General features: G+C 64.8%; 23 protein-coding genes. 10 read left to right on the forward strand and 13 right to left on the reverse strand.

What is annotated here, in order from left to right; translation table 11 throughout:
- Positions 1-87: 87 nt before the first annotated feature.
- The 3 genes from HV675_RS18365 to HV675_RS18375 all read left to right on the forward strand — a co-directional run bounded on the left by HV675_RS18365 (position 88) and on the right by HV675_RS18375 (position 3060).
- The gene (locus HV675_RS18365) at positions 88-840 is read left to right on the forward strand and encodes an SDR family oxidoreductase (protein ID WP_175112362.1); all 753 of its coding nucleotides are present in this window, start codon (positions 88-90) and stop codon (positions 838-840) included.
- Positions 841-916: 76 nt separating this feature from the next.
- Positions 917-1816, forward strand: coding sequence for an SDR family oxidoreductase (locus HV675_RS18370; protein WP_175112363.1), 900 nt, complete (start codon positions 917-919; stop codon positions 1814-1816).
- 209 nt (positions 1817-2025) lie between these two features.
- Positions 2026-3060, forward strand: coding sequence for a GlxA family transcriptional regulator (locus HV675_RS18375; RefSeq protein ID WP_175112364.1), 1035 nt, complete (start codon positions 2026-2028; stop codon positions 3058-3060).
- A gap of 298 nt (positions 3061-3358) precedes the next feature.
- On the opposite strand, the gene HV675_RS18380 is transcribed toward HV675_RS18375, so the two are convergent.
- From HV675_RS18380 to HV675_RS18420, 9 genes are all read right to left on the reverse strand, one after another.
- Complete coding sequence (locus HV675_RS18380; RefSeq protein ID WP_175112365.1) at positions 3359-4456, reverse strand: GGDEF domain-containing response regulator; 1098 nt, start codon at positions 4454-4456, stop codon at positions 3359-3361.
- A gap of 81 nt (positions 4457-4537) precedes the next feature.
- A complete protein-coding gene (gene cheB / locus HV675_RS18385; RefSeq protein ID WP_175112366.1) occupies positions 4538-5551 on the reverse strand; it encodes a chemotaxis response regulator protein-glutamate methylesterase in 1014 nt (337 codons plus the stop codon).
- Complete coding sequence (locus HV675_RS18390; protein WP_175112367.1) at positions 5548-8094, reverse strand: hybrid sensor histidine kinase/response regulator; 2547 nt, start codon at positions 8092-8094, stop codon at positions 5548-5550. The genes cheB and HV675_RS18390 overlap by 4 nt, the downstream gene beginning before the upstream one ends.
- Complete coding sequence (locus HV675_RS18395; protein WP_175112368.1) at positions 8091-8918, reverse strand: chemotaxis protein CheW; 828 nt, start codon at positions 8916-8918, stop codon at positions 8091-8093. Before HV675_RS18395 ends, HV675_RS18390 begins: the two co-directional genes overlap by 4 nt.
- Positions 8911-10599 carry a CheR family methyltransferase gene (locus HV675_RS18400; RefSeq protein WP_175112369.1) on the reverse strand — a complete coding sequence of 563 codons (1689 nt, stop codon included), beginning with the start codon at positions 10597-10599 and terminating at the stop codon, positions 8911-8913. Before HV675_RS18400 ends, HV675_RS18395 begins: the two co-directional genes overlap by 8 nt.
- Positions 10596-11108 (reverse strand): chemotaxis protein CheW, encoded by a 513-nt coding sequence (locus HV675_RS18405; protein WP_175112370.1) that lies wholly within the window; start codon positions 11106-11108, stop codon positions 10596-10598. The genes HV675_RS18400 and HV675_RS18405 overlap by 4 nt, the downstream gene beginning before the upstream one ends.
- A gap of 31 nt (positions 11109-11139) precedes the next feature.
- Positions 11140-12816 (reverse strand): methyl-accepting chemotaxis protein, encoded by a 1677-nt coding sequence (locus HV675_RS18410; protein ID WP_175112371.1) that lies wholly within the window; start codon positions 12814-12816, stop codon positions 11140-11142.
- A gap of 210 nt (positions 12817-13026) precedes the next feature.
- On the reverse strand, positions 13027-13257 hold the full coding sequence (locus HV675_RS18415) for a hypothetical protein (RefSeq protein ID WP_175112372.1): 231 nt from the start codon (positions 13255-13257) through the stop codon (positions 13027-13029).
- A gap of 168 nt (positions 13258-13425) precedes the next feature.
- A complete protein-coding gene (locus HV675_RS18420) occupies positions 13426-14532 on the reverse strand; it encodes an LLM class flavin-dependent oxidoreductase (protein ID WP_175112373.1) in 1107 nt (368 codons plus the stop codon).
- Positions 14533-14706: 174 nt separating this feature from the next.
- Between HV675_RS18420 and HV675_RS18425 the strand changes: the two genes are divergently transcribed.
- On the forward strand, positions 14707-15735 hold the full coding sequence (locus tag HV675_RS18425) for an aliphatic sulfonate ABC transporter substrate-binding protein (protein ID WP_175112374.1): 1029 nt from the start codon (positions 14707-14709) through the stop codon (positions 15733-15735).
- 106 nt (positions 15736-15841) lie between these two features.
- Here HV675_RS18425 and HV675_RS18430 read toward each other — a convergent pair whose 3' ends face one another.
- Entirely contained in the window at positions 15842-16429 is a 588-nt protein-coding gene (locus tag HV675_RS18430) for a superoxide dismutase (RefSeq protein ID WP_425496140.1), read from the reverse strand.
- A 531-nt stretch (positions 16430-16960) separates the two neighbouring features.
- Between HV675_RS18430 and HV675_RS18435 the strand changes: the two genes are divergently transcribed.
- The 3 genes from HV675_RS18435 (at position 16961) to HV675_RS18445 (ending at position 18429) form a co-directional block, all read left to right on the forward strand.
- Positions 16961-17527 (forward strand): TetR/AcrR family transcriptional regulator, encoded by a 567-nt coding sequence (locus HV675_RS18435; protein ID WP_175112376.1) that lies wholly within the window; start codon positions 16961-16963, stop codon positions 17525-17527.
- Positions 17528-17726: 199 nt separating this feature from the next.
- Positions 17727-18152, forward strand: coding sequence for an organic hydroperoxide resistance protein (locus HV675_RS18440; RefSeq protein WP_175112377.1), 426 nt, complete (start codon positions 17727-17729; stop codon positions 18150-18152).
- Between the two features lie 121 nt (positions 18153-18273).
- On the forward strand, positions 18274-18429 hold the full coding sequence (locus HV675_RS18445) for a hypothetical protein (RefSeq protein WP_175112378.1): 156 nt from the start codon (positions 18274-18276) through the stop codon (positions 18427-18429).
- Positions 18430-18517: 88 nt separating this feature from the next.
- Here the strand turns inward: HV675_RS18445 and HV675_RS18450 are convergent, their stop codons facing one another.
- The 3 genes from HV675_RS18450 to HV675_RS18460 all read right to left on the reverse strand — a co-directional run bounded on the left by HV675_RS18450 (position 18518) and on the right by HV675_RS18460 (position 21140).
- On the reverse strand, positions 18518-18715 hold the full coding sequence (locus HV675_RS18450) for a hypothetical protein (RefSeq protein WP_175112379.1): 198 nt from the start codon (positions 18713-18715) through the stop codon (positions 18518-18520).
- A 392-nt stretch (positions 18716-19107) separates the two neighbouring features.
- Positions 19108-20058 (reverse strand): DMT family transporter, encoded by a 951-nt coding sequence (locus tag HV675_RS18455; RefSeq protein ID WP_175112380.1) that lies wholly within the window; start codon positions 20056-20058, stop codon positions 19108-19110.
- A gap of 176 nt (positions 20059-20234) precedes the next feature.
- Positions 20235-21140, reverse strand: a complete 906-nt coding sequence (locus HV675_RS18460) for a LysR family transcriptional regulator (protein WP_175112381.1) — start codon at positions 21138-21140, stop codon at positions 20235-20237.
- Between the two features lie 201 nt (positions 21141-21341).
- Here HV675_RS18460 and HV675_RS18465 point away from each other — a divergent pair, with 201 nt between their 5' ends.
- The 3 genes from HV675_RS18465 (at position 21342) to HV675_RS18475 (ending at position 23931) form a co-directional block, all read left to right on the forward strand.
- Positions 21342-22082 carry an SDR family oxidoreductase gene (locus tag HV675_RS18465; protein ID WP_175112382.1) on the forward strand — a complete coding sequence of 247 codons (741 nt, stop codon included), beginning with the start codon at positions 21342-21344 and terminating at the stop codon, positions 22080-22082.
- A 197-nt stretch (positions 22083-22279) separates the two neighbouring features.
- The gene (locus HV675_RS18470; protein WP_175112383.1) at positions 22280-23368 is read left to right on the forward strand and encodes a catalase family peroxidase; all 1089 of its coding nucleotides are present in this window, start codon (positions 22280-22282) and stop codon (positions 23366-23368) included.
- Positions 23365-23931 (forward strand): cytochrome b, encoded by a 567-nt coding sequence (locus HV675_RS18475; RefSeq protein ID WP_175112384.1) that lies wholly within the window; start codon positions 23365-23367, stop codon positions 23929-23931. The genes HV675_RS18470 and HV675_RS18475 overlap by 4 nt, the downstream gene beginning before the upstream one ends.
- Positions 23932-24119 lie beyond the last annotated feature (188 nt).

Genomic DNA, 24119 nt, shown 5'->3' on the forward strand with positions numbered 1-24119 from the left:
GGCGGGAAAGCCCATAGTTCAGTCATGCCGCAACGCGATTCGCTGAACGCGAACGGCGCCCCCAACCGGACCTATCGGAGAACCGTCATGAGCCTCACCCACGAATCCCACGAATCCAAAGTCGCTCTCGTCACCGGCGCGTCGCGCGGTATCGGCGCGGCCATCGCCAGGCAGCTCGCCCGCGACGGCTTTATGGTGTTGATCAACTATGCGAACAATGCCCGCGAGGCGGAAGCGCTCGCCGCGCAAATCGACAAGGCCGGCGGCCACGCGACCACCGTGCAGGCCGACGTCGCCGAACCGGCCGCGGTGAAGCGGATGTTCGACGCCGCCGAGGCCGCGTTCGGCGGCGTCGACGTGCTCGTCAACAATGCCGGCATCATGCGGCTCGCGAAGATGGCCGATAGCGACGATACGCTGTTCGACAGCCAGATCGCGATCAATCTGAAGGGCACCTTCAACACGCTGCGCGAAGCGGCGCGGCGCCTGCGCGACGGCGGACGCATCATCAATACATCGTCGAGCGTGGTGGGTCTTTATCAGCCGGGCTACGCAGTCTACGCGGCGACCAAAGCCGGCGTCGAAGCGATGACGCACATTCTCAGCAAGGAGATGCGCGGCCGCAACATCACGGTCAACACCGTCGCGCCCGGCCCCGTCGCCACCGATCTGTTCTTCGAAGGCAAGCCGCAGGAGGTGATCGACCACCTCACCAAACTGACGCCGCTCGAACGGTTGGGTAAGCCCGAAGATGTGGCGAACACCATTTCGTTTCTCGCGGGTCCGGCCGGCGGTTGGGTCAACGGCCAGACGCTGCGCGCCAACGGCGGCGCGATCTAAAGACACACGTTGCGGAATCCGCAGCGAAATTGCTTGTTGAAACCGATACGCGTCACCGCGCGCAAAGGAACACATCATGAACAAAGTCATCCTGATCACCGGCGCATCGAGCGGCTTCGGCCGCCTCACCGCTGAAGCGCTCGCCAAAGCCGGCCACACCGTCTATGCGTCAATGCGTAACACGACTGGCAAAAATGCACCGATCGTCACGCAAATGGCGGAATTCTCGCGAACGCATCATGCCGATTTGCGCACGATCGAACTGGATGTGCAATCGCAGAGCTCGGTGGACACGGCCGTCGAGCGGATCGTCGCGCACGCCGGCCGCATCGACGTCGTGATGCACAACGCCGGCCATATGGTGTTCGGGCCCGCCGAAGCGTTCACGCCGGAGCAATATGCGCAGCTGTATGACGTCAATGTGCTCAGCACCCAGCGCGTGAATCGCGCGGTGCTGCCGCATCTGCGCCGGCAGGGCCGCGGTCTTCTCGTGTGGGTATCGAGCAGCAGCTCGGCCGGCGGCACGCCGCCGTATCTCGCACCGTACTTTGCCGCGAAGGCCGCCATGGATGCGATTGCCGTGCAGTACGCACGCGAGCTGTCCCGCTGGGGCATCGAGACGTCGATCGTCGTGCCCGGCGCATTCACGAGCGGCACCCAGCACTTCACGCACGCCGGCACGCCTGCCGACGCGGCGCGCGCGGCCGAATACGAGAGCGGCCCTTACGCCGGTTTCGGCGCGCAGATCCAGCAGGCGTTCAGTGCGATCGTGCCGCCCGATGCGGATGCGAGTCTGGTGGCCGATGCGATCGTCGAGGTCGTCAATGCGCCATTCGGCAAACGGCCGTTTCGCGTGTACGTCGACCCAACTGAAGATGGCGCAGAAGTTGGGTTCACGGTAATCGATCGTGTGCGCACCGAGATGCTGCATCGGGTCGGCATGTCGGACCTGCTCAAGCCGCGCACGTCGACGTAAAAAACATGGCATGCGGTAGCGGTTCGTACGATACGTGCCGCTTCCGCAAGGCCATTTTTACGGTACTTTCATGACGAATCGAAGCGAAGTGCTGACGTCGATAACACGCCAGTTCAAATTAGCATATAGTCCAAACTGATTCTTCCATCACATCTGGATATCGCGTTTTGAACGCATGTCCGCACGCCATTCACTCGCTACTTCCATCGATGCGCAGCCTAGCTTTTCTCATCTTTCCGGGTGTCCAGGCCCTCGACGTTTTCGGCCCCACCGATGTCTTTTCGGAAGCAAATGTTTTCCTTCCGCCAGAATCCCACTACCAGGTCCGGCTGATTTCCACAGAGCGCGGCGCACTGCCGTGCTCGAGCGGTTTGCGCATTCACGCGGACCAGCATTTCAGCGAGGCCGATCAATATCATGATCTGCTGCTTGTGCCGGGCGGTCCGGGGCTGGTGCGCCGCCCGCTCGACGATGCGGTGCATGACTGGGTAAAACGCGCGAGCCGCGGCGCGCAACGCTTCGGGGCAATCTGCAACGGCACGTTGACGCTCGCGCGCGCGGGTCTGCTCGACGGCCGCAGCGTGACCACGCACTGGAGCAATGCAGCGGCGCTCGCTGCGCTCTGTCCGACCGCGCGTGTCGAGTCCGACCGCATCTTTCTGCAGGATGGCGATCTTTATACGTCGGCCGGCGTAACCGCCGGCATCGACCTGTCGCTGCACCTGCTCGCGCAGGATCATGGGCCGGAGATCGCGTTGCGCGTCGCAAAACGCATGGTCGTGTTTCTGCAACGCGCGGGCGGCCAGTCGCAATTCAGCCCGTATCTGACGCCGTATGCGGATGCGTCGTCGCCGATCGCCCAGGTGCAGCAGTATGTGCTCGGGCATCTGGCGGACGACCTCAGCATCACGGTGCTGGCATCGGTAGCGAAGATGAGCATGCGTCACTTCTCGCGCGTCTTTGCACGCGAGGCGCGTGCGACGCCGGCTGAGTTCGTCGAGAGCGCGCGCATCGATGCGGCGCGCGCGATGCTGGAGAACAGCTCCGCACCGTTGAAGACGATCGCGTACCGCTGCGGCCTGCGCGACGCGCATCATCTGCGTGCGGTGTTCAAGCGGCGCCTCGGCATTACGCCGCAGCAATACCGCTTGCACTTCGGTACGTCCGACACCGGGCTGGCAGCCGCGCCGGTCTTGCCGCCGCCCGTCTCGAACGACCTCGCCGCCACCGCCGGCGTCGGCTGATACGCCGACGCCCTGGCGCGATGCGCTCCGGGCGAGAAGCGTTGCGTTCACGCCGGGCGTGTGTCGAACGTGTCGATCTTGCGGCCGACGCGGCCGATGGTGCTGATGGTGCTGATGATATGAAGGCCGGCTGGCGCGCGCCGCCGGCGCGGTCGCCGGCGGCATGCGCTTATTTATTGTTTTCAGGCCATCGCGACGCCGCGCGGCAAAACGGGACGTGCGTCCATTCGTTCGTTCTCGATATGGAAACGACCCTTTCCATTACGCGATACCTGTGCAGCCGCCGTGCGCACGCAGCTCACACCTCTTCGTTCTCCGCCGCATCCGCATGCATCACGACGCAGTTGCGTCCTCTGCGCTTCGCTTCGTATAACGCACGATCCGCCGACTCGATCAGCGAAGTCATCGCCGAACCGGGCGCCGGCACCGTGGTCGCGCCGCCGATGCTGACCGTCACGTGCTGCGCGGCCGATGAATTGCGATGCGGCAACGCAAGCGCGGCGATCTCGCGACGAATCTTTTCCGCCAGCAGCTTGCCACCGCCCGCGGAGGTGCCCGGCAACGCGACCAGAAATTCCTCGCCACCGTAGCGCGCGGCGATATCGCCCGGCCGCCCAAGGCAGCCTTCGACGGTCGCCGCGATGCGCTTGAGCACTTCGTCGCCGGCCACGTGCCCGTATGTATCGTTGTACTGCTTGAAATTGTCGACGTCGATCATCAGCAGCGACATCTGCGTCTGCTCGCGCGCGCAGCGCCGCCATTCGGCCGCCAGATACTCGTCGAGATAGCGCCGGTTCGACAGGCCCGTCAGTCCGTCCGAATGCGTGAGGCGCCGCAGCTCGAGATTGGCCTCGAGCAGTTGCTGCTGCGATTGCCGCAGCGCGCGGTACGCCTCATCGCGTTGCAGCAGATTCACGAACGAGCGCGAGTGATAGCGCACGCGCGCGACCAGTTCGATGCGATCCGGCAGCTTCACCAGATAGTCGTTTGCACCGGCCGCGAATGCGGCGCTTTTGATCACCGGCTCCTCTTTCGCGGACAGCACGATGATCGGCACGTCGCGCGTCGCCGGTGTGCTGCGGTATGCCTTCACGAGCGTGAGCCCGTCGACGCCCGGCATCACGAGGTCCTGCAGAATCACCGTGGGCCGCGTGTAGATCACGGCTTTCATCGCCTCTTCGGCTTTCGCGCAATAGTGAAAGTCGATCCCGTCCTCACCGGCGAGCGCTTGCCGCACCGCTTCCGCGACGATCGCCTGGTCGTCGACCAGCAGCACCATGGCCGGCACGTCGGCGGCAGGCGGCGTATCGAGCGCGGCGCGCGCGGCCTCGAGTGCGGCGTTGGCTTCATCGGCCACGGTGCGCGGATCGTGAGCGCCGGTGTGTTCGATTTCCATATGTGTACCCATCTGCAAAATGTATCTGTGCGTGTGTGTGGTGTGGTGTTGTGCCGTAACGCGTTACGTCGTATTCGAGGGTCACCGTTTCACCAGTGCCGCGAGTTCGCCTGCCACGCGATCGAGCGCGAGGATGCGGCGTGCGGCGCCGAGCGCGGCCGCCGCTTTCGGCATCCCGTAGACCGCGCTCGTCGCCTGGTCCTGCGCGATCGTTTCATAACCTTTTGCGCGCATCGCCTTGAGCCCTGCCGCGCCGTCGCGGCCCATGCCGGTCAGCAGCACGCCGGCCGCTTCCCCGGCCCAATGCTCGACCACGCTCTGAAAAAAAACATCCACCGAAGGCCGGTACGGCGTCTGCACCGGATCGCGCGTATAGCGCAGCAAGCCGCCGCGGGTCAGGCATAGATGGTCGTTCGTCGCGGCGAGCAGCGCTTCACCGGCGCGCGGCCGGTCGCCATCGCGCGCGACCCGCACCGGCAACGGCGTCTGTCCGTCGAGCCACTCGGCCATCCCTTGTGCAAACGCCTGATCGACGTGCTGGACGATCACGATGGGCGCATCGAAGCCCGCGGGCAAGTCGCCGAGCACCACTGCGAGCGCGGCCGGCCCGCCGGCCGACGCGCCGATCGCGATGAGCCACGGCGCGTCCGCGCCGCTGGCCTCGGCCGCCTGAACCGGCGCCGCGGGCAACGGCCGGTTCGCGAGCTGATGACCGATCTGATCGAGTTTCGCGAGCAAGGTCTGTGCCGCTTCGTGCGCATCGCCGCCGCCTGCGAGCGTCGGCGTATCGACCGCGTCGAGCGCGCCCGCACCCATCGCTTCATAGACGCGCGACGCATTCGCGCCGACGCTGCTCGTCACGACGAGAATCGGGCACGGCGCGCGCGCCATGATGCGGCGCGTCGCTTCGACGCCATCGAGCTTCGGCATGATCAGGTCCATCAGCACGATGTCCGGCGGCTGTGCGATGCAAAAATCCACGGCCTGCTCGCCATCGGCCGCGACCCACAGCACGCGATGCTCGGTACGGCGCGCAATGGCACGGCGCAATGATTCGACGGCTAACGGCAGATCGTTCGCAATCCCGATGTTCATTCTTGCGCCTCGCCGATCAGGTCGCGCACTGCGTCGAGCAGCGCTTCGTCGTGGAAACTGCCTTTCGCGAGATAGTAGTCGGCGCCCGCGTCGAGCCCGCGGCGGCGATCTTCATCGCGATCCTTGTACGACACGATCATGACCGGCACCGACTTCACCTGCGGATCGTGGCGGATCATCGTGACGAGTTCGATGCCGTCCATGCGCGGCATATCGATGTCGGTCACCACCAGGTCGAAGCGCGCGCTTCTGAGCGCATTCCAGCCGTCCATCCCGTCGACCGCGACGGTCACCGCATAGCCGCGTTTCTCGAGCAGCTTGCGCTCGAGTTCGCGCACGGTCAGCGAATCTTCGACGATCAGCACGTGCTTGCGCGGCACCGCCGCCGCACCGGACGACGCGCGCACGCGCGCGAGCTGCCCGTCGCGCACCAGTTTGTCGACCGAATGCAGCAGGTCTTCGACGTCGACGATCAGCACCGCTTCGCCGTTATCCATCAGCGCGGCGGCGGCAATATCCTTGATCTTGCCAAGACGCGCGTCGAGCGGCTGCACGACCAGCATGCGTTCGCCGACGAAGCGCTCGACCGCGATGCCATACATGCCGCGCTCGTCGCCGAGCACCACCACCGCCACATGTGCGTCCGGCTCGCCGGCCGCCTCGACGCCGAGCAGTTGATGCGCGGAGACGAGTCCGACCCGTTTGCCTTCGAACGAAAAATGCTGCTGACCTTCTAGCGTGTCGATATCGACGCGCGCGAGCGCGAGCGTGCGGCGCACATGCGCGAGCGGAAACGCATAGGCTTCGCCGCCCACTTCGACGAGCAGACTGCGAATCACCGACAGCGTCAGCGGCAGCTGCAGCACGAAGCGCATGCCGCCGCCCGGCTCATTGACGATCCGCACCGTGCCGCGCACCGCTTTCACCATGTCGTGCACCGCATCGAGCCCGACGCCGCGCCCCGAGACGTCGGTGACCTGCGCGCGCATCGAAAAACCGGGCAGCAGCAGGAAATCGAGCAACTCGTGCTCGGAAAGACGTGCGACGGTCGCCTCATCGGCGAGGCGGCGGCGCACCACCGCACTGCGCAAGCTGTCGAGATCGATGCCCCGCCCGTCGTCGCTGACGCTGATCAGCAGCTTGCCCGCGCTGTGCCGCGCTTCGAGCGTAAGGCTCGCTTCGGGCGGCTTGCCCTGCGCGGCGCGTTCGTCCGGCGTTTCGATGCCGTGATCGAGCGCGTTGCGCAGCAGATGCCCAAGCGGCGCATCGAGCATGTCGAGAATGTCGCGATCGACCTGCGTGCCTTCGCCCACGATCGAAAACCGCACCTGTTTGCCGAGTGAGCGCGCAAGGTCGCGCACGATGCGCGGATACACATGAGTCGCGTCGCCGAACGCGCGCATCCGGCATTGCAACGCTTCGTCGTAAAGCTGCTGTGCCAGGTTCGTGCTGCGCCGGTCGAAGCGGTCGAGCTCGTCGATCTGCGTCGAGAGTTGTTGCTGCATCGCGCCGAACGCATCGCGGATGCTGTCGAGCGCGGCGCTGGCGCGCGCATCGAGTTTCACGTCGGACGTCTGCACCAGTGCTTCGTAGACCGTATCGAGCGCGCGGGCGGCTTCGCGCTGCGTGCGCTTCACGCGCAGCATCGATTCGGAAAACGGCTTCAGCCAGCGCGACTCGACAAGCGACTCGCCGGACAGGCTCAATAACCGGTCGAGATTGTCGGCCCGCACCCGCAGGATGCGCTCGGGGTCGCGCTGGGCCGGGATGCCGGCGCGCGAGGAAGAAGTGGTGGAAGCTGCCGAAGCGGCGGCCAGTGGCGCCGGCGCGGATGATGCCGGATGCGCGTGAGCTTGCGGTGAGGCAGCCTGTCCTGTTGACGGCGTCGCGCCTGGCGTGAGCGACTCAGCCGACCGAAGTGGCCCGAGCGGACCGAGTTGTTCGAACGGCTCCAGAGGTTCGAATGTCTGAAGCGGCGCAACGGGCTCGCCGGCCGATGCTGTTGTCGTTCGCGTTTGCGCGTCCGCCTGCGCTTGCGCATTCAGCATCGCGATCGCGGCATTGAGCGCGTCATCCGGTGAACCGGCCGCATGCGCCCGCAGTTCGCCGCTCGCATCCGGTTCGCGAAAAGCCGCCGGCGAACCCGACGCTCCGACGAAGCCGGACAACTGCGCAACGCACGCGTCAATCTCCGCGCGGCTCGCGCGCACCGCGGGCTGGTCGTCGGCGACGCGCAGCAACAGATCGGCGCCGCGCAGCAATGCATCGATATGCGCCGCCGACAGCGCGAGCGTGCCGCGCTGCGCGGCGACAAAGCACTCCTCCAGCGCGTTCGCGAGATCGACGCCGTCCTGCAGGCCGATGATGCGCGCCGCGCCTTTCAGCGAATGCGCGGCGCGCATGCACGCCTCCAGCGCGGAAAGATCGGTGGATGCGCGTTCGAGCGCAAGCAAGCCATCGGAGAGCACACGCGTCTGCACATGCGCTTCTTCGTTGAAGAGCTCGAGCAGCGACAGCCGGCTCAGATCGTCGTCGGTGCTCATTGCAGGCTCTGCGTCAGCGAGGCGAATACGCGGGCGGCATCGAGCACGCCGACCGTGCGGTCGCGCCACGCGAGCACGCCCGCCGCGTGCATTGCGCTCGCGCGCGCGAGCGTATCCGGCACCGGTTTCAGCGCGTCGTCCATATAGCGCACGACGCCGTGCACTTCGTCGACCGGCAACGCGACCGGCTCGCATTGGTGCGCGGCAACGAGCATGCGCGCGTACGCGCCGCTGCGCAGCCCCGTGTTCGTGCCTGGGTGGACGCCGGCATGCGTCGCAGGCAACGCCGCGCCAGGCTCGAGCCGCAGCAACTCGCCGAGCGACACGGCGACGGTCAATGCGCCTCGCACATTGACGAGCCCGAGCACGACGCGGTTGCGCCGATGCGGCAGCGCGTGGATCGGGCGCAAGTCTTCGATCTGCCGCAACGCGGCGGTCGGCAACGCGAGCCATTCGTCTGCGATGCGAAATACGACCACTGAATGTGCTTCGGATGCCTGACGGGTATCGAGCGAAGCGGCGCCGTTTGCGTGGCCGCTGGCGTTTGCCGGGACCGCGCGCGCATAGGCGGCCGCGCCATCCGGTCTGTCATCCGCGCGCCCTGCAAGCGCGTCGCGCGAGGTGCCGCCGGCGGCGGCGTCAGCGGCATCCGCAAGCGGCCGGTCGAGCAGGCGCGCCGCCGCGCGTTCGAACACCGGGCAATTCAGGCAGCGCGTCCACTCGGCAAGCGCCGGACACGACTGATCGCCGCGTGTGCCGATGCGGTTCCAGCAGTCGTCGATCGACATGCCGGAATCCGCAAGATCGCTGGTCCGTTCAGTCATGCAAGCCTCGCGTGCGGCCAATACGGTGTTCCGGTGTGTCGCGCAGCTCGCGTGCGGCGCGTTCCGCGCGGCGCGTCAGCCGTTCGGCGCCGGCCGCATCGCCGGTCATCTGCAGCAGCGCTGCGAGATGGGTGAGCGCCTCATAGTGATCGGGCTCGAGATAGAGCGCCTTGCGGTAATAGTCGCCGGCGTCGGCGCCGCGGCCGCGCGCGTCCATGATCAGACCGAGCAGATGGAACACCGCCGCTTGCGGGCCGTGCACGACCACGCATTGATTCGCGACGCGCTCGGCCTGATCGAGCCGACCCGCGTCGGCAAGACGGGACGCTTCGGCGAGCAGCGTCGCGAGCTTCGCGTGCGCATCGGCCGACGCCGCGGCGTGACCGGCCTGCGTGTCCGATGCGGCGGCACGCGACGCTTGCGGCGGCGACTGCGATGCTGTCGAAAACGGCATCGTGTGTGCGCGCACAGCGCCTGGCGCCGCGACACCGGACGCCGATGCCGATGCCAGCGTCGAAGCCGGTAACGCATGCGAACCCGGCGATGCACGATGCGCGAGCGCATCCACCGGCGCTGCAACCCGTGGCTGCCGCCCGGGCGGAACCGGCCTGACCGGCCGTACCGGCGCGATCGGCTCGATGGGTCCGATGGGTCCGATGGGTCCGATGGGTCCGATGGGGCCGATGGGTCCAATGGTTCCGATCGTTCCGACCCGCGGCATGGGCAGCGCGCCCGCGATGGCGGACGCAATCTGCGCATGCTGTGGCCGCGATGCATCGTCGTGCGTCGAGCGCCGGAATGCGAACGCGAGCGGAATGCGCGCCGGACTGAACGCATGCCGCATCATCAGACCGGTCTCCGCCGGTCCGACGAACAGCATCCCGTCAGGCGCGAGCCGCGCATCGAGCAGGCGGATCGCGCGATCCTGCGCGTCGCGGTCGAAGTAGATCAGCACGTTGCGGCAGAAGATAAAGTCGAAGCACGGATCCGCCGGGCGCGGTGCATCGAACAGATTCGCCTGAACGAAGCGGACCGTATTGCGGACGCGCTCGCTCAACGTAAAACGGGCATCGGCAATGGGTGGCGACAGCGCATCTGAAGCAGCCGCGCCTGAACCCAGCGTGCCTGAGCGAGGCGCACCCGAGCCGGCCGCGCCTGAACCGGCCGCACTGAAATGCCGTTCGCGAAACTCGAGCGCCCGGCCGCGAAACGAATTGCGCCCATACACGCCGCGCCGCGCGACCTCGAGCGCGCGCTCGCTGATATCGACTGCGTCGATCGCGAAACGCTCCGGGCCGATCCCCGCATCGAGCAGCGCCATCGCGATCGAATACGGTTCCTCGCCGGACGAGCACGGCGCGCTCAGCACCCGCAACACGTGCTGCGGGTTGCGCACGAGCCGCTCGTTCGCGAGCCGCGCAAGCGCGACAAACGCGTCGCGGTCGCGAAAGAACCAGGTCTCCGGCACCACGATCAGTTCGATCAGCGCCTGCCGTTCGTCACGCGATGCATTCAGCCATTGCCAATACGCGTCGAGGTCGAGGTCGCCGTCGCGCGTCGCACGCATGCGCGCCCACACCGCGCGCTCGAATGCGTGCACGCCGAGCGTCGGCGCACTGATGCCGGTCTCGCGCAGGAGCCAGCTTTCGAAGCGAGCGTCGATGCGAGGTTCCGCGTTCATGAGGTCGAGGCCTGTGCGTGCGAATGCGCGAGTTGCGCTGCGGATGAAAACAACAGCGCCTTCACGTCGTCGGTGAGCATATGCCGGACCTGCACCCACTGCACGAGCCCGTGGCCGTCATTGGCGAGCGGGCCGAGCCAGCGCGCATGAGGCGTGTCGACACCGGTCTGCGCGAACTGCTCGCGCGCGATCCGGCGCGTCTGCGTCGCGCCCTCGACAATCAGACCGAGCAGATGCGGCGCTTCCAGCGCCGCGCCGGCCACCGTGTCGCTGGCCCGATACTCGACCACGACGAGGCGCGTCGACAGCAAGCGCCGCGCCGCGCGCCCGAGCGCGAGGCGCGGCACGTCGATGACCGGCAGCGGCTCGCCGTGCCGCTCGGCTACGCCGGCCACCCACGCGGGTGCGCCCGGAATCGGCCGGGTCGGCGCGAGCGCGAGCACTTCGACGATCTGCGCCGCGTCGATCGCGTATCGTTCGCCATCGAGGTCGAACAGAAGAAAAAGCATCGCCGTCGAACCTGTCGTGATTCGCCTCGCGTCACGCCTCGATCTTGAAGCGCGACACGCCCGTGCGCAGCTGGTTGGCCACCAGCGTCAGATCGTCGATGGCCTGCGACGACTGACGCAGCGATTCCGCCGTCTGCTGCGCGGCCTCTGACAACTGCGACAGCGCCTGCGTGATCTGCTCGGCGCCGCTCGCCTGCGTATGCATCCCTTCATTGACCATCTGGAAACGCGGTGCGAGCGCCTGCACTTCCTGAATGATCTGCGAAAGCTGCGTGCCGACCTGCTGCACGTCGTGCATGCCGCGCCGCACTTCCTCGGAGAACTTCTCCATGCCCATCACGCCCGCGGACACGGCCGACTGGATCTCCTTCACAGTCTGTTCGATGTCGTAGGTCGCCACCGCGGTCTGGTCCGCGAGGCGCCGGATTTCGGTCGCAACGACGCCGAAGCCGCGGCCGTATTCACCCGCCTTTTCCGCTTCGATCGCCGCATTCAGCGACAGCAGGTTAGTCTGGTCCGCGACCTTTGTGATGGTCGCCACCACCTGGTTGATGTTGACCGCCTTCTCGTTGAGAATCGCGAGCTTCGCGTTGACCGAGCCGGCCGCCTCCATCACGCTGCGCATCGTGTCTTCCATGCGCGCGAGGCCGTTCTGGCTCGTGCCCGCGAGCGTGGCCGACTGTTCCGCGACGCGCGACACTTCATTCATGGTCTGCAGCAGGTCGCGCGAGGTCGCGCCGATCTCACGTGAAGTCGCGCCGATTTCGGTTGTCGTGGCCGCCGTTTCGGCGGCGGTCGCCTGCTGCTCTTTCGACGTCGCCGCGATCTCGGCAACCGAGGTCGTCACCTGCAGCGACGATTTCTGCGCCTGTGCGACGAGGCTCGTCAGTTCCTCGGCCATCCGGTTGAAACCCTTCTCGAGCGTGCCGAACTCGTCCTGACGGCGCAGCGCGAGCCGCTGCGCAAGATTGCCGGTGCGCATCACGTCGAGCACCTCGACGACCTGCGCCATCGGCACGGTCACCGCCTTATAAAGGGCATAGCCGGTGCCGAGCGCGACCAGCAGCATGACACCCAGCGCAACCGCGAGCGTGATCTCGGTTTCGTGCGCCGACTGGCGGATCAGATGCGCCCAATCGTCGGCCTGCGATTTGTCTTCTTCGACCATCGCATTGGCCGCGCGCGTCACCTTGTCCCACGCGGTGCTCATGCCGAGCGACGCCCCCTGCGCATCGAGCCGCGAGGTCTGCGCGATGCGCAACACCTCGTTGAACTGCGGCAGCGCCTCCGCATACGCGGCGCGAAATGCATCGAAACGCGCGGCGTCTTCCTGGCCATCGACGGTTTGCGGATATTGCGCGACGAGCCTGTCGATCATCTTCAGCAAGTCGCCGACCTTGTCGAGATCGTTGCGGGTGGACAGCGCATCGCCGTCGACGAACAGCGCGCGCTGCAGCGTCGTCAGACTTTCGCTCGACGTCGCGCGAATCGACGTGGACAGGAAAATGCCGAGCACCGATTGCTTTTCGAGTTTGTCCGCTTCGTCATTGATCGCGCGCAGCCGGGTATAGGAAATCGCCGCGGTAATCAGCATTAGCAGAAAAATGGCGCCGAAGCCGAGCAGGATGCGATTTCCCAGCGAAAAACGGTTCAACGACGCCGTGCCCGCCAGAGAGGCATTGCCGCTGCGTGAAGTCGCAATACTCATGGTCGCGTGTGCGAAAGGAAAGTGGACCGGCGCCTCGGTCGGCGCGCAGGCGGCGCGCGCGATAGCGGCGGATATGACGCGCAACAGTACCAGCATTGACACAGGATTGTCAGCAAACCTGCGGCGGGTGTTGCGCCGGACGCAGCGACCACCCGCCGCCGGTTCGGAATCGTTTCTTTCCGTGTTAAGACCCGCCCCTTTTCATCGCAATTACTGCAGCCGTTCTTTTGAAATGGAATAAGGGTTTTCGATCATAAACGCGATCGGGATGCGAAGCGCCGACACGTTATGCGATTTCGATAGCGGGTAAAAAAGCTGAAGCGCCGGTTTAACATTTCGAACGCGATCCATTCGATACGGTTTCAACCAGCGGCCGGCCGGCGAAGCGAGCAGGCGCAAGCTGCGCCGCGCCTGCCGCGTGATGTCGAAGCGTGACGACACGCGTTTGTCGGAATTCGCTGAATAAGTAATTTTTGCGGATTGTTCGACGCGGCTAGCCGATTTTCGTTATTCGCGAATGAAAGCCGGTGCGCTTTCATCCACCTGTTTTTGCCATGTCGATGCGCAGCATGCAAACGAATGGCCGGCAAAGCACCGGTCATCGCGCGCTCAATCGAGCACCGCGCGCTCGAGCGTGGCGCCGGGTTCACGCGGTTCCTCATCGAGCAGCGCGCGCACGCGCGGCATGACCTCGTCGGCAAACGCCTGCATCGATGCCTCGAACGGCTGGAACTGCAGCATAAAGAGTTCGATACCGGCACGATGAAAGGCGGCGATACGCCGCGCGACCGTATCGTAGCTTCCGACCAGCCCCGCCGCGGTGCCGCCGTTCGAGCCGACGCGCGGCGTGCGTGCGAAGGTTTGGAACATCACCGCACGCGGATCGATATTCGCTTTCTGCTGCTCGCGCAATGGCGCATCCTTCGCGGCGAGCGCGAACAGATGTTCGAGATGCCGCTGTGCGGCCGCGTCGGTCCCGGCGGCAATCACGAACGCGGACAGCCCGAAGCGCAGCGGCGCCCGGCCCAGCGGACGCGGCCGTGCGGCGACGTCGGCAACCAGCCGCGCGACGTCGTCGAGCGGTTGGCCGTTGATAAACCACACGTCGCCGTGCTCGGCGACCAGCGCGCGCGCCGGTTCCGACTCGCCGCCCACATAGACGGCTGGCCGGCTGCGAAACGGATCGGCGGGCCGTAGCTGGTAATCGTCGATATGGAAGTGCTGCCCATGAAAACGGGTGCGCTCGCCGCGCAGCAATGCGTCGACCACGCTGATCCATTCGCGGCCGTACGCATAGCGCGCATCGTGCTCGGCAAAGCCGATTCCGGCGCGCTCCAGTTCCGCCCGGTTCCATGCGTTGACGAGGTTGATCGCAAAGCGGCCGCCGCTGATGTGCTCGATCTGCTGCGCCATCTTCGCGAGCACGACCGGGTGATACAGATACGGCTTGATGGCCGCGATGATCTCGATGCGTTGCGTGAGCGCCGCGAGCGCCGCCGACGCGCTCCACGCTTCGAGCTGATCGAGGTTCTCGTCGTGCGGATTCATCGTGTGTTGCGCGACGAGCACCGAGTCGTAACCGAGCCGCTCCGCTTCGAGCACCAGCGCGCGATTGCGCGCCCACGACGCGTCGTACGGTTCATCAGGATCCTGCAACGCGGCGCGGCTGCCGTGCACCAGCGCCCAGACGCCAAAGCGAATGTGAGAAGAAGACATCGGTGCGCCCTCCTGCGCGGCGTCGACGATAGAAGCAGCGATGATGCCGCAGCGACGGCGCGCGTACACGCGGCGCCGATCTAATTTGTCGCGATATCGATCGATGCAATCCAGCTTTGGCGAGCATCGATGCGCCGCTATAGTCCGTAGCTCGATCGCTGCGGGAGAGGGTTGATGAACACGACATCTGTTTTGCTTGATCGCTTGCGTCGCCGGCTGCCGCAACGCGTATTCAGCCGCGATATTGCGCGGTGTGCGGCGCTCGGCACGCTGCTGGCAATCTGCGCGCTGTGCACGCAACCCGCCGTTGCGCGTGAGACGGTGTCGATCAGCTATCAGCGTTCGTCGACGCTGCTGATTCTCCTCAAGCGAACCGGCGAACTGGAGAAGCGTCTCGATGCGCTCGGCTATGACGTGAGCTGGCACGAGTTCTCGAACGGGCTGCTCGAATCGCTGAACGCGGGCAGCGTCGACCTGCATGCGGACGTCGCCGACGCGTTCGCGCTATTCACGCAGGCGGCGCACGCGCCGCTCACCTACTATGCGGAAGAAACCTCGGCGCCTTCCGCGCAGGCGATTATCGTGCCGCCCAATTCGCCGATTCGCACGGTGGCCGATCTGAAAGGCAAACGCGTCGCGGTGTCGAAGGGGTCCGGCTGCAACTTTCTGTTGCTCGCCGCGCTGAAGCAGGCCGGTTTGACGATCGACGATATTCAGGCGCGTTATCTCGAACCGTCCGATGCGCTCGCCGCATTTCGCGGCGGCAATATCGACGCGTGGGTGATCTGGGATCCGTTTCTCGCGGCCGAGCAGCGCGACGCGCACGTGCGGGTGATCGCCGACGGCAGCGGCGGCCTCGCGCAGTACAACCGCTTCTATACGGCGACGACCGCGTTCGCGGACAAGCATCCGGATGTGCTGCGTGTCGTGTTCGACGAACTGAATCGCACCGGGCAGTGGGTGAAGTCGCATCCGCAGGAAGCGGCGCAGATACTGAGTCCGTTGTGGGGCAATCTGCCGCCGCAGACGGTCGAACTGGCGAACACGCGCCGCAGCTACGACATCGTACCGGTGCGCAGCGACCGGCTCGGTGACCAGCAGCGGATCGCGGACACGTACTACGCGGCGCGCATGATTCCGCAAACGCTGAAGGCCACTGACATCCGCATCTGGACGCCGCCGCCCGCGCCGTCGCAGCCGTGAACGCATGTGGTCGCGACGTAACCGTGGCGCGAGCGCGCCCATTGTTCGGCAGCGCTTCGCGCGCCATGCATGCAATGGGCTCGCAGGACGTTGAGCGTTTGCCGATTTACAGCTTTTCGTAATTGGCTGCCGCGAAGTTCCAGTTGATCAGCTTCGCAGTCAGTTCTTTCAGATAGTCGGGCCGGCGATTCTGGTAATCCAGATAATACGCATGCTCCCACACGTCGACGGTCAGCAGCGGCGCCTTGCCGGATGTAAACGGCACATTCGCATTGCTCGTCTTGACGACCGACAGCTTGCCGTCTTCGACGACGAGCCAGGCCCAGCCGCTGCCGAACTGCGAGGTGCCCACCTTCACGAGCTGCTCATGCAGTGCGTCGAGCGAACCGAAGTCGCGCGTAATCGCCGCGTGCAGTTTGGCGCCCGGCTGCGTCGGCGTCGGGCTCATCGAGTTCCAGTAGAAGTTGTGATTCCACGCCTGGCCCGCATTGTTGAAGATGTTCTCCGACGATGCATCGCCATAGGTCTTCACGATAATCATCTCGAGCGATTGATCCGCGTACGGCGTACCGCGCACGAGCTTCGCCAGATTCTCGAAATACGCGCGATGGTGCTTGTTATAGTGAAAGTCGATCGTGCGCGCGGAAATCACCGGCTCGAGCGCATTCTGCGCGAACGGCAGCGGCGGCAGCACCTGCGGCGAAGCGCCGAGATAAGCGGGCACCGCGTCCGAACCGGCGGCATACGCGGCTTCAGTCGGCAGCATGCCGGCGGTCGCGCCGGCGAGACTCGCCACCACCGCACTGGCGGCACCTTTCGTTGTTCTTGCAATAAAATCGCGTCGTTGAATGGAGGTGGCGGTCATCAGTTAGCCTTAAGAAAGTAAGGGAGTGGAAGCACGTCTTTCACCCAGCCCTTGCCGCTTCGAACCCCGTCCTGCTTTCGATCGAAGAATGACAACAGCCGCTCTTTAAAACGATCGACGCTATCGCGTTATTCCCTAACGCAATACCAATACCGATCGGCATGCTTCTTTACACTTTTAAGGCAGTGATGTGAAACGCGCTGGCCATCAGGCATCCTTGAAGATCGTTTGGGTCGATGTTGCTTCGGAAGTGCGGTGCTCAGGTCGACTCATCGCACCGCGAGACCACGTCTGCAAGAAAAGAGGCGTCCTTGAAGAAACCGCTTGACTATCTATCTATGAGTAGATAAAGTACGGCTCATGGAAACGACAACGACCGTCCGCGAGCAGATACTCGATCACGCCATCACGCTGATGATGCTGCATGGCTACAACGGGTTCAGCTATCGCGACCTGTCCGAACTGGTCGGCGTCAAGACCTCGAGCATCCATTACTACTTCCCGTCAAAGGAAGACCTGGCGCTCGAAGCGGTCAACGAATACAGCAGTCAGATCTTCGGGCTGCTGAGTTCGGTAGACGCATCGTTGCCGGCGGACACGAAGCTCGCGCGCTATACGAAACTGTTCGGCCGCACGCTGGGCGACGGCGATCAGATCTGTCTGTGCGGCATGCTCGCCGCCGACATCGGGTCGCTGCCCGACCCGGTCCGCGCAGCGGTGCAGGCGTTTTTCAAAGCCAACGAAAGCTGGCTCGCGAAAGTGCTCGCTCAGGGCGTGAAAGAACGCACGCTGGTTGCGAATGGCAAACCGGAAAGCGCGGCGCGCGCACTGTTCGCCGCTTATCAGGGCAGCGTGCTCGCGGCCCGGTTGTTTCAGACAAAGTCGCGGCTTGAAGAAATCGAAGCGATGTGGAAAGTTTCAAAGTAGTGTGGAAGTGATGCAGTTGCAGGTCGGGCGGTTCGCCGCTCTTTCATGGCCGGTTATCTATCTTCTAGTAGATTGGTAGCCGGACGAAGCGAAGCTTTAAGCTGTAACGGGTACTGGCCGGTCGTCGGATTGCACGAAGCAGCCCACCGACCAACCCGCAAGCAGGTCCATTCAACCCAATGCCATCAGGAGTCTTATCATGTCGATCGAAAAAGTGCTGTACCGTGCTCACGCTCATGCAACCGGCGGCCGCGACGGCCGTGCGACCGTGCAAAACAGCACACTCGATTTCAAGCTGGTCACGCCGCGTGAACTCGGCGGCGCGGGCGGCGACGGCGCGAATCCGGAGCAGCTGTTCGCGGCGGGTTACAGCGCGTGCTTTCTCGGCGCGATGAAGTTCGTCGCCGCGCGCGACAAGATCGCGATGCCGGCGGACGCATCGATCGATTCCAGCGTCGGCATCGGTCAGATTCCGAGCGGCTTCGGCATCGAAGTGGAACTGAAGATTTCGCTGCCCGGCCTGGATCGCGCCGCTGCGCAAGCGCTGGTCGACAAGGCGCACATCGTGTGTCCGTATTCGAATGCGACGCGCGGCAATATCGACGTCACGCTGACGCTGGTTTAAGCGCGCAGTGTTCTAAGGTCTCTGAAGGTAAGCGCCCGGCGCGACGATGCTGCATTCGTCGCGCCGGGCGGATATCACGCACGCCGAATCGGCCTCGCTATTGCACGACGGAGTCAGCATCATGAGAAAGACCTTGAGCGCGTCGCTGCTGGTCGGCGGTGCGAGCCTTGCCGCAATTGCGCTGGTCGCCGCGACGGCCGTGCTGTCCGCACCGGCATTCGCCAACGAAATGAGTGCGGCGCCGCATCCGTTTACCACCACCGCCTCTCGAATCTGATCGTCTAAAAGCATGCGTGGTTGCCAGTCAGCGTCTAGTCGACGCAGCGCGCGCGTGCTCAGCCGGCAAGGATGCCATATGGATTTATTCAGCCCGCGTCCGGGCTGGCGCCGATGCGCAGCCGGTTGATCTGAACGGCGATATGCTCGAGACGCGTAAGATGCATCGGCACGGAAGCGCGCGCTTTCAGCGCTTCGACTCGACGCTCCCAGTATTTGATATCGACGCGGTCCGCAACGGTGAGCATGCGGACGATCTGTTCCAGGTGAGCGATTTCGCGTTCCATGATCTGATCCATTGGATTCATTGTTGTGCTCCCGCGAGTGGTTCGCCGATCCTTCTGGCTCAAATCAACTTCGCAGGTTAACAACCGGGGTCTTAAGACAAGCTTAAGCAGCGGTTCGTCTTAGCGTTATTCGATGCGTGCGCAACGAGATTGCGCCGGGTGGCTCGACAGCCGGTTTGCTGCACGCGCAGGACGCCGGGACGTCGGTTGCGTCGCGTATTTCCCCTCTACGTCGTTGCCGCCCGTATGGCGGCGCGGTCCTCGATCGTTCGTCGTGCAGATGTTGTGCAACGATGTCCAGATTGCGAACTGCAAAACGTCTGATGACGCGATGGTTGGCCGGTTTGCAGTGCGTGTCAAGCTGAAGCCACCACGCATAACGTCCGTATGCTTCATGGCGTGCCCGCGTTGCGTGCCTCCCGCGTGAACACCTGGCGCAACCAGCCCTGCCCGTTGACGACCAGCAGCCCTGCCAGCACCAGCGCCGAGCCCGCGAGAAACGCGATCGAGACGCGCTCATGCAGCAGCAGGATGCCGAGCGCGACGCCGAATAGCGGCGTCATGAACGACAGCACGCCGAGGCGCGCGGCAAAGTAATGGCGCATCAACCAGAACCACACGAGATAGCTGACGAACGAAATAACCACGCCCTGAAATGCGAGGCTCGCCCATGCAAGCGCGGTGCCATGAAAATGCGTGTCGCCGGTTGCAAACGCGAACGGCAGCAGCGCGACAAACGCCCCGGCAAGCTGATAGAACAGCGTTTGCGCGGCCGGCGCTTCGCTCAGGCGGCTCACGCGGACCGCGACCGTCGTCAGCCCCCACGCGGCGCCCGCGCACACCCCCATGAAATCGCCGAGCAGCCAGTCGGGCGACGCGGGGCTCGCATCGCCGCCTCCGCCCCCGATAGCCGGTACGAGGAACGTCACCGCGATGCCGGCGAACGCGAGGCCGATGCCGAGCCATTGCAGCAGCGACAGGCGCTCATCCGGCAGCCGCAGATGCAGCCCGACCGCGGCGAACATCGGCGCCGTATAGAGAAACACCGCCATATGCGATGCGCTGGTGCGACGCACGCCTTCCGCGATAAACAGAAATTCCGCCGCGAACAACAGGCCGACCACGAGACCCGAGCGCAGTGCGACACCGGCAAGCCATCGCTCGCGCACGATCAGCCGGCTGAAGCACCACACCAGCAGCGCCGCGATGCCGGAGCGCAGCGCGACCTGCAGCATCGGCGATACATCCGTTACCGCCGCCTTGATCGCCACCTGTTGCAAGCCCCACGCGAGGCACAGCACGATCATCAGCGTCGCGGCCAGTCCATCGATGGGCTTTCTCATCCTCGCCTTACCTGTCTATTCATGGTGATTGCATGGTTGCGGCACGCCGGCGCCGCACGGGCCGCCTGCTTCCGTCAAGCAGAGCCGAAGCATAAAGCTTACGCGGGAGCAACGCGACACGTGGTGCGATATCGATTGTTGAACACCCGCGTCAAGCTTGTGCGGCAGTCTTCCGCTCAACGCGCACCGAACTTCTGCTCGTACAGTTCGCACAGCCAGTCGACGAACACGCGCACGCGCGGCGACAACTGGCGACGGTACGGATACAGCGCGGACACCACCATCGCGGGGCTCGTCCATCGCGCGAGCACTTCGACAAGGCGCCCGTCGCGCAACTCGTCCTCGACGTGAAAGCGCGGCACCTGAATCAAACCGCAACCGCGCAACGCGCACACGACGTTGTTCTCCGCGTCGTTCACCGCCATCCAGCCGCCGACCGCGTAGGTGCGCAGCGCGCCATCGACGCTCAACTCGAATGGATAGTCTGCTGAGCCGCCGCTCGTGAAAAAGCGCACCGCCTGATGCCCGCCGAGTTCTTCAGGATGCCGCGGCGTGCCATGGCGCGCCAGATAGTCGGGGCTCGCGCACACCACCTGCGGCATCGATGCGAGGCGCCGCGCGACAAGGCTCGAATCGCGTGGATTCCCTGCGCGGATCACACAGTCGACCCCTTCGCGCACGAGATCGACCAGCCGGTCGCCGCTGCTCACCACCAGATCGACATTCGGATAGCGGCTGCGAAACTCGTCGATTCGCGTGAGCACGATGCGCGTGGCATGCGTGCCGTGCATGTCGACCCGCAGCACGCCGCGCGGATTCGACGCGACGTGCCGCAGCGACGCCTCCGCATCGTCCAGTTCGCTCAACACCTGCACGCAGCGCTCATAAAACGCCTGGCCGTCCAGCGTCGGCCGAACCTGCCGCGTCGTGCGCTCGAGCAGCCGCGTGCCGAGGCGCGCTTCGAGCTCCTTGATCGCGTACGTGGCCGTCGCGCGAGGCACGTCGAGCATATCCGCAGCCCGGCTGAAGCTTTGCACTTCGACGATCCGGGTGAACAGTTGCAGCGCATCGAGTCGGTCCATAGCCGTCTTTATTCATACGAGTTGAATGAATGGGCGTCACTTCACCGTATTTATCACATTTCCTGAATTCAGACGGGTCATCGATCATCAATTATTGCTTCCCATTGAATTAAGTTCCCAAACCGACGCCCTTTATCGCCACTGCTTAAACGACAACAATTCGCTTCAACACACTTCGTCATCGTTAAAAGGAGCGGACACGTGAGCAACAACACGCAGAAGAGCGCCATCATCACCGGCGGCTCGCGCGGCATCGGCCAGGCCGTTGCGATGCGCCTCGCGGCAGACGGTTTTGCCGTCGCGGTCAACTATGCGGGCAACGCGGCAAGGGCACGCGAAACGGTCAGCGCGATCGAGGCGGTCGGCGGCACGGCAATCGCGGTAAGGGGCGACGTCGGCGAGTCGCAGGATGTCGCACGCCTCTTTGCGGAGACGATCCGCGCGTTCGGCGGGATCGACGTGGTGGTCAATAGCGCGGGCATCATGCCGATGGCAAGAATCGATGTAAGCCAACTCGACACGTTCGACACAATCATCGCGACGAATCTGCGCGGCGCGTTCAACGTGATGGCGCAGGCGGCGGCCCGGCTGGACACCGGCGGCCGGATTATCGTGCTGTCCTCGAGCGTGATCGCGAAGTCGTTTCCCGGCTACGGGCCGTATATCGCCAGCAAGGCCGCCGTCGAAGGGCTCGTGCCGGTGCTGGCGAACGAACTGCGCGGGCGCGGCATCACCGTGAATGCGGTCGCACCCGGACCGGTCGGCACGGAGCTGTTCCTCGACGGCAAGTCGGACGAACAGATCGCCTGGCTTGCGAAGCTCGCGCCGCTCGAACGGATCGGCAAGCCCGATGAAATCGCGTCGGCGGTGTCGTTCCTCGCCGGTCCCGACGGCGCATGGGTGAATGCGCAGACCGTCCGCGTGAACGGCGGTTACGCCTGATGGGCGCCTGCCGCGTACGCCCGCATCCCCCGGCGCGCCGCGACGCCGCACAAAAATAAAATTGGCCGTGCTAACTCGACCATGCTAAAAATTTCAAAGCAGCATACTTGCACGTGATCCGGCGCGGCTTCACCCATTGCATGCCACGCGCCGGCGCGCCTGCCTTCCCCCACAACCCGCACTACGGAGGTCGCCCCATGACGTCTCCCGGTCCGTCGCGCAACCCGTTGCCCGCGTTCGTCGCGATCGCGCTCGTCGTTATCGTGCTGTTGCTGCTGTTCGCGTGGACCGGCGGCTGGCTCACGCCGAACCGCGTCGGCGGCTCGACCCTCGTCAACATCCTTCAATACAACGCCGGCACGATTCACCCCGGCTTCCGGCGTGCCCATTCGAAGGGCATTTGCGTAAGCGGTCACTTCGAGTCGAACGGCGCGGGCGCCGCCTTGTCGCGCGCCGCGCTGTTTGCGCCGGGCTCCGCGACGGTGATCGGCCGTTTCAACACCGGCAGCTCGATGCCCGATAGCAACGATGCCGAGCAGATCTTCCATGGGCTCGGCATGCGTTTTCAGCTATCCGACGGCGAGGAGTGGCGCATGGCGCTCGACCAGACGCCGGTCTTTGTCGTATCGAACCCGAAGGATTTCATTGCGCTGCAGATTGCGACAAAGCCCGACCCGTCGACTCACCAACCCGATCCGGAAAAGATCAAGACCTTTCTGTCGACGCATCCGGAAACGCAGCGCTTCTTCGACTACATGGGCAAGACGCCGATGCCGTCGAGCTTCGCGAACGGCACGTACTACAGCATCAATGCATTCCGCTTCACCGATGCGACCGGCACGATGCGTTATGTGCGCTGGCAGTTCGAGCCCGAGCAGCCGTTTATGGCGCTCGACAAGAGCAAGGTCGCCGCGCTGGGGCCGAACTTCCTGTTCAACGACTTGCTGCAGCGCGTTCACAATGGGCCCGTGAAGTGGCACATGATCCTCGTGCCGGCGAATCCGGGCGACCAGACCGACAACGCGACCGTCGCGTGGGGCCCTGATCATCAGCGCATCGACGCCGGCACACTGGTGTTCGACCAGATCGCGACCGAAGAGGACGGTCACTGCCGCGACTACAACTACGACCCGCTGATTCTGCCCAAGGGCGTGGCCCGCTCCGAAGACCCGCTGCTGCCCGCGCGCTCCGCCGCGTACTCGGTGTCGTTCCAGCGGCGCGCGGCCGAAGGCCCGCGCCCCGATGCGATCACGCTCGAACTCCAGAACAAGGGAGAGGCCAAATGAATGCCCCGAAGAATGTTCCGCAAGCGCAGTCGCCGCTTTACTTCGTGTTGCCCGCACGCATCCTGCACTGGCTGATGGCGCTGCTGATACTCGCGATGCTGTATATCGGCGCCGGCATGGTGTCGACGGTCAGCGTGCGGTATCCCGAACTGCTCGCGTGGCACCGGCCGCTCGGCATTGCGATCCTGATCCTCGCGCTGATCCGCCTCGCGGTGCGGCTCACGCATCGCCCGCCGCCGCTGCCCGCCGACCTGCCGGGCATCCAGGCCGTCGCGGCGAAGGCGTCACATTACGTGCTCTATGCGTTGATGATCGCCATGCCGCTGATCGGCTGGGCGATGCAGTCCGCGGGAGGCTATCCGGTCATCATGTGGAAGGGCTTTGAGCTGCCGCCGATCCTGCCGCACGATATCGTCGTCTATGGTCAGTTGCGGCGTGTGCATGGCCTGCTCGGCTATGCGTTCTTCCTGCTGATTCTCGGCCATCTCGCCGCCGCGCTGATGCATGCGTGGGTGCGTCGCGACGGGGTGTTTCAGAGCATGTCCGGCGGCAGCCAGCCATAAGATTTCGGTTGCCCGCACGAGCGCCCGTGCGCGGGCCTGCACGGCCGCCTGTTCGGCCGCGCGGCGGCGCATGTCTTCGGTGGTTTCGCCTTTGCCGTCGGGCAGCCAGCCCGGCGGGCAGAAGATGTGGCTGAGCGCGACGCGCACGTTCTTTGCCGACACGACGTCGCGCACGAGCGTCGCCCAGT

This window comes from Paraburkholderia solisilvae (assembly GCF_902859875.1).
GTDB lineage: Bacteria > Pseudomonadota > Gammaproteobacteria > Burkholderiales > Burkholderiaceae > Paraburkholderia > Paraburkholderia solisilvae.

Excerpts from the sequence above, each read along its gene's own strand:
- HV675_RS18410 (WP_175112371.1), bottom strand. The coding sequence starts at position 12,816 with ATGAGTATTGCGACTTCACGCAGCGGCAATGCCTCTCTGGCGGGCACG.
- HV675_RS18400 (WP_175112369.1), bottom strand. The coding sequence starts at position 10,599 with ATGAACGCGGAACCTCGCATCGACGCTCGCTTCGAAAGCTGGCTCCTG.
- HV675_RS18440 (WP_175112377.1), top strand. The coding sequence starts at position 17,727 with ATGTCGATCGAAAAAGTGCTGTACCGTGCTCACGCTCATGCAACCGGC.
- HV675_RS18395 (WP_175112368.1), bottom strand. The coding sequence starts at position 8,918 with ATGACTGAACGGACCAGCGATCTTGCGGATTCCGGCATGTCGATCGAC.
- HV675_RS18380 (WP_175112365.1), bottom strand. The coding sequence starts at position 4,456 with ATGGAAATCGAACACACCGGCGCTCACGATCCGCGCACCGTGGCCGAT.
- HV675_RS18455 (WP_175112380.1), bottom strand. The coding sequence starts at position 20,058 with ATGAGAAAGCCCATCGATGGACTGGCCGCGACGCTGATGATCGTGCTG.
- HV675_RS18445 (WP_175112378.1), top strand. The coding sequence starts at position 18,274 with ATGAGAAAGACCTTGAGCGCGTCGCTGCTGGTCGGCGGTGCGAGCCTT.
- HV675_RS18370 (WP_175112363.1), top strand. The coding sequence starts at position 917 with ATGAACAAAGTCATCCTGATCACCGGCGCATCGAGCGGCTTCGGCCGC.
- HV675_RS18375 (WP_175112364.1), top strand. The coding sequence starts at position 2,026 with ATGCGCAGCCTAGCTTTTCTCATCTTTCCGGGTGTCCAGGCCCTCGAC.
- HV675_RS18365 (WP_175112362.1), top strand. The coding sequence starts at position 88 with ATGAGCCTCACCCACGAATCCCACGAATCCAAAGTCGCTCTCGTCACC.
- HV675_RS18470 (WP_175112383.1), top strand. The coding sequence starts at position 22,280 with ATGACGTCTCCCGGTCCGTCGCGCAACCCGTTGCCCGCGTTCGTCGCG.
- HV675_RS18475 (WP_175112384.1), top strand. The coding sequence starts at position 23,365 with ATGAATGCCCCGAAGAATGTTCCGCAAGCGCAGTCGCCGCTTTACTTC.
- HV675_RS18405 (WP_175112370.1), bottom strand. The coding sequence starts at position 11,108 with ATGCTTTTTCTTCTGTTCGACCTCGATGGCGAACGATACGCGATCGAC.
- HV675_RS18435 (WP_175112376.1), top strand. The coding sequence starts at position 16,961 with ATGGAAACGACAACGACCGTCCGCGAGCAGATACTCGATCACGCCATC.
- HV675_RS18390 (WP_175112367.1), bottom strand. The coding sequence starts at position 8,094 with ATGAGCACCGACGACGATCTGAGCCGGCTGTCGCTGCTCGAGCTCTTC.
- HV675_RS18420 (WP_175112373.1), bottom strand. The coding sequence starts at position 14,532 with ATGTCTTCTTCTCACATTCGCTTTGGCGTCTGGGCGCTGGTGCACGGC.
- HV675_RS18460 (WP_175112381.1), bottom strand. The coding sequence starts at position 21,140 with ATGGACCGACTCGATGCGCTGCAACTGTTCACCCGGATCGTCGAAGTG.
- HV675_RS18450 (WP_175112379.1), bottom strand. The coding sequence starts at position 18,715 with ATGGAACGCGAAATCGCTCACCTGGAACAGATCGTCCGCATGCTCACC.
- cheB (WP_175112366.1), bottom strand. The coding sequence starts at position 5,551 with ATGAACATCGGGATTGCGAACGATCTGCCGTTAGCCGTCGAATCATTG.
- HV675_RS18425 (WP_175112374.1), top strand. The coding sequence starts at position 14,707 with ATGAACACGACATCTGTTTTGCTTGATCGCTTGCGTCGCCGGCTGCCG.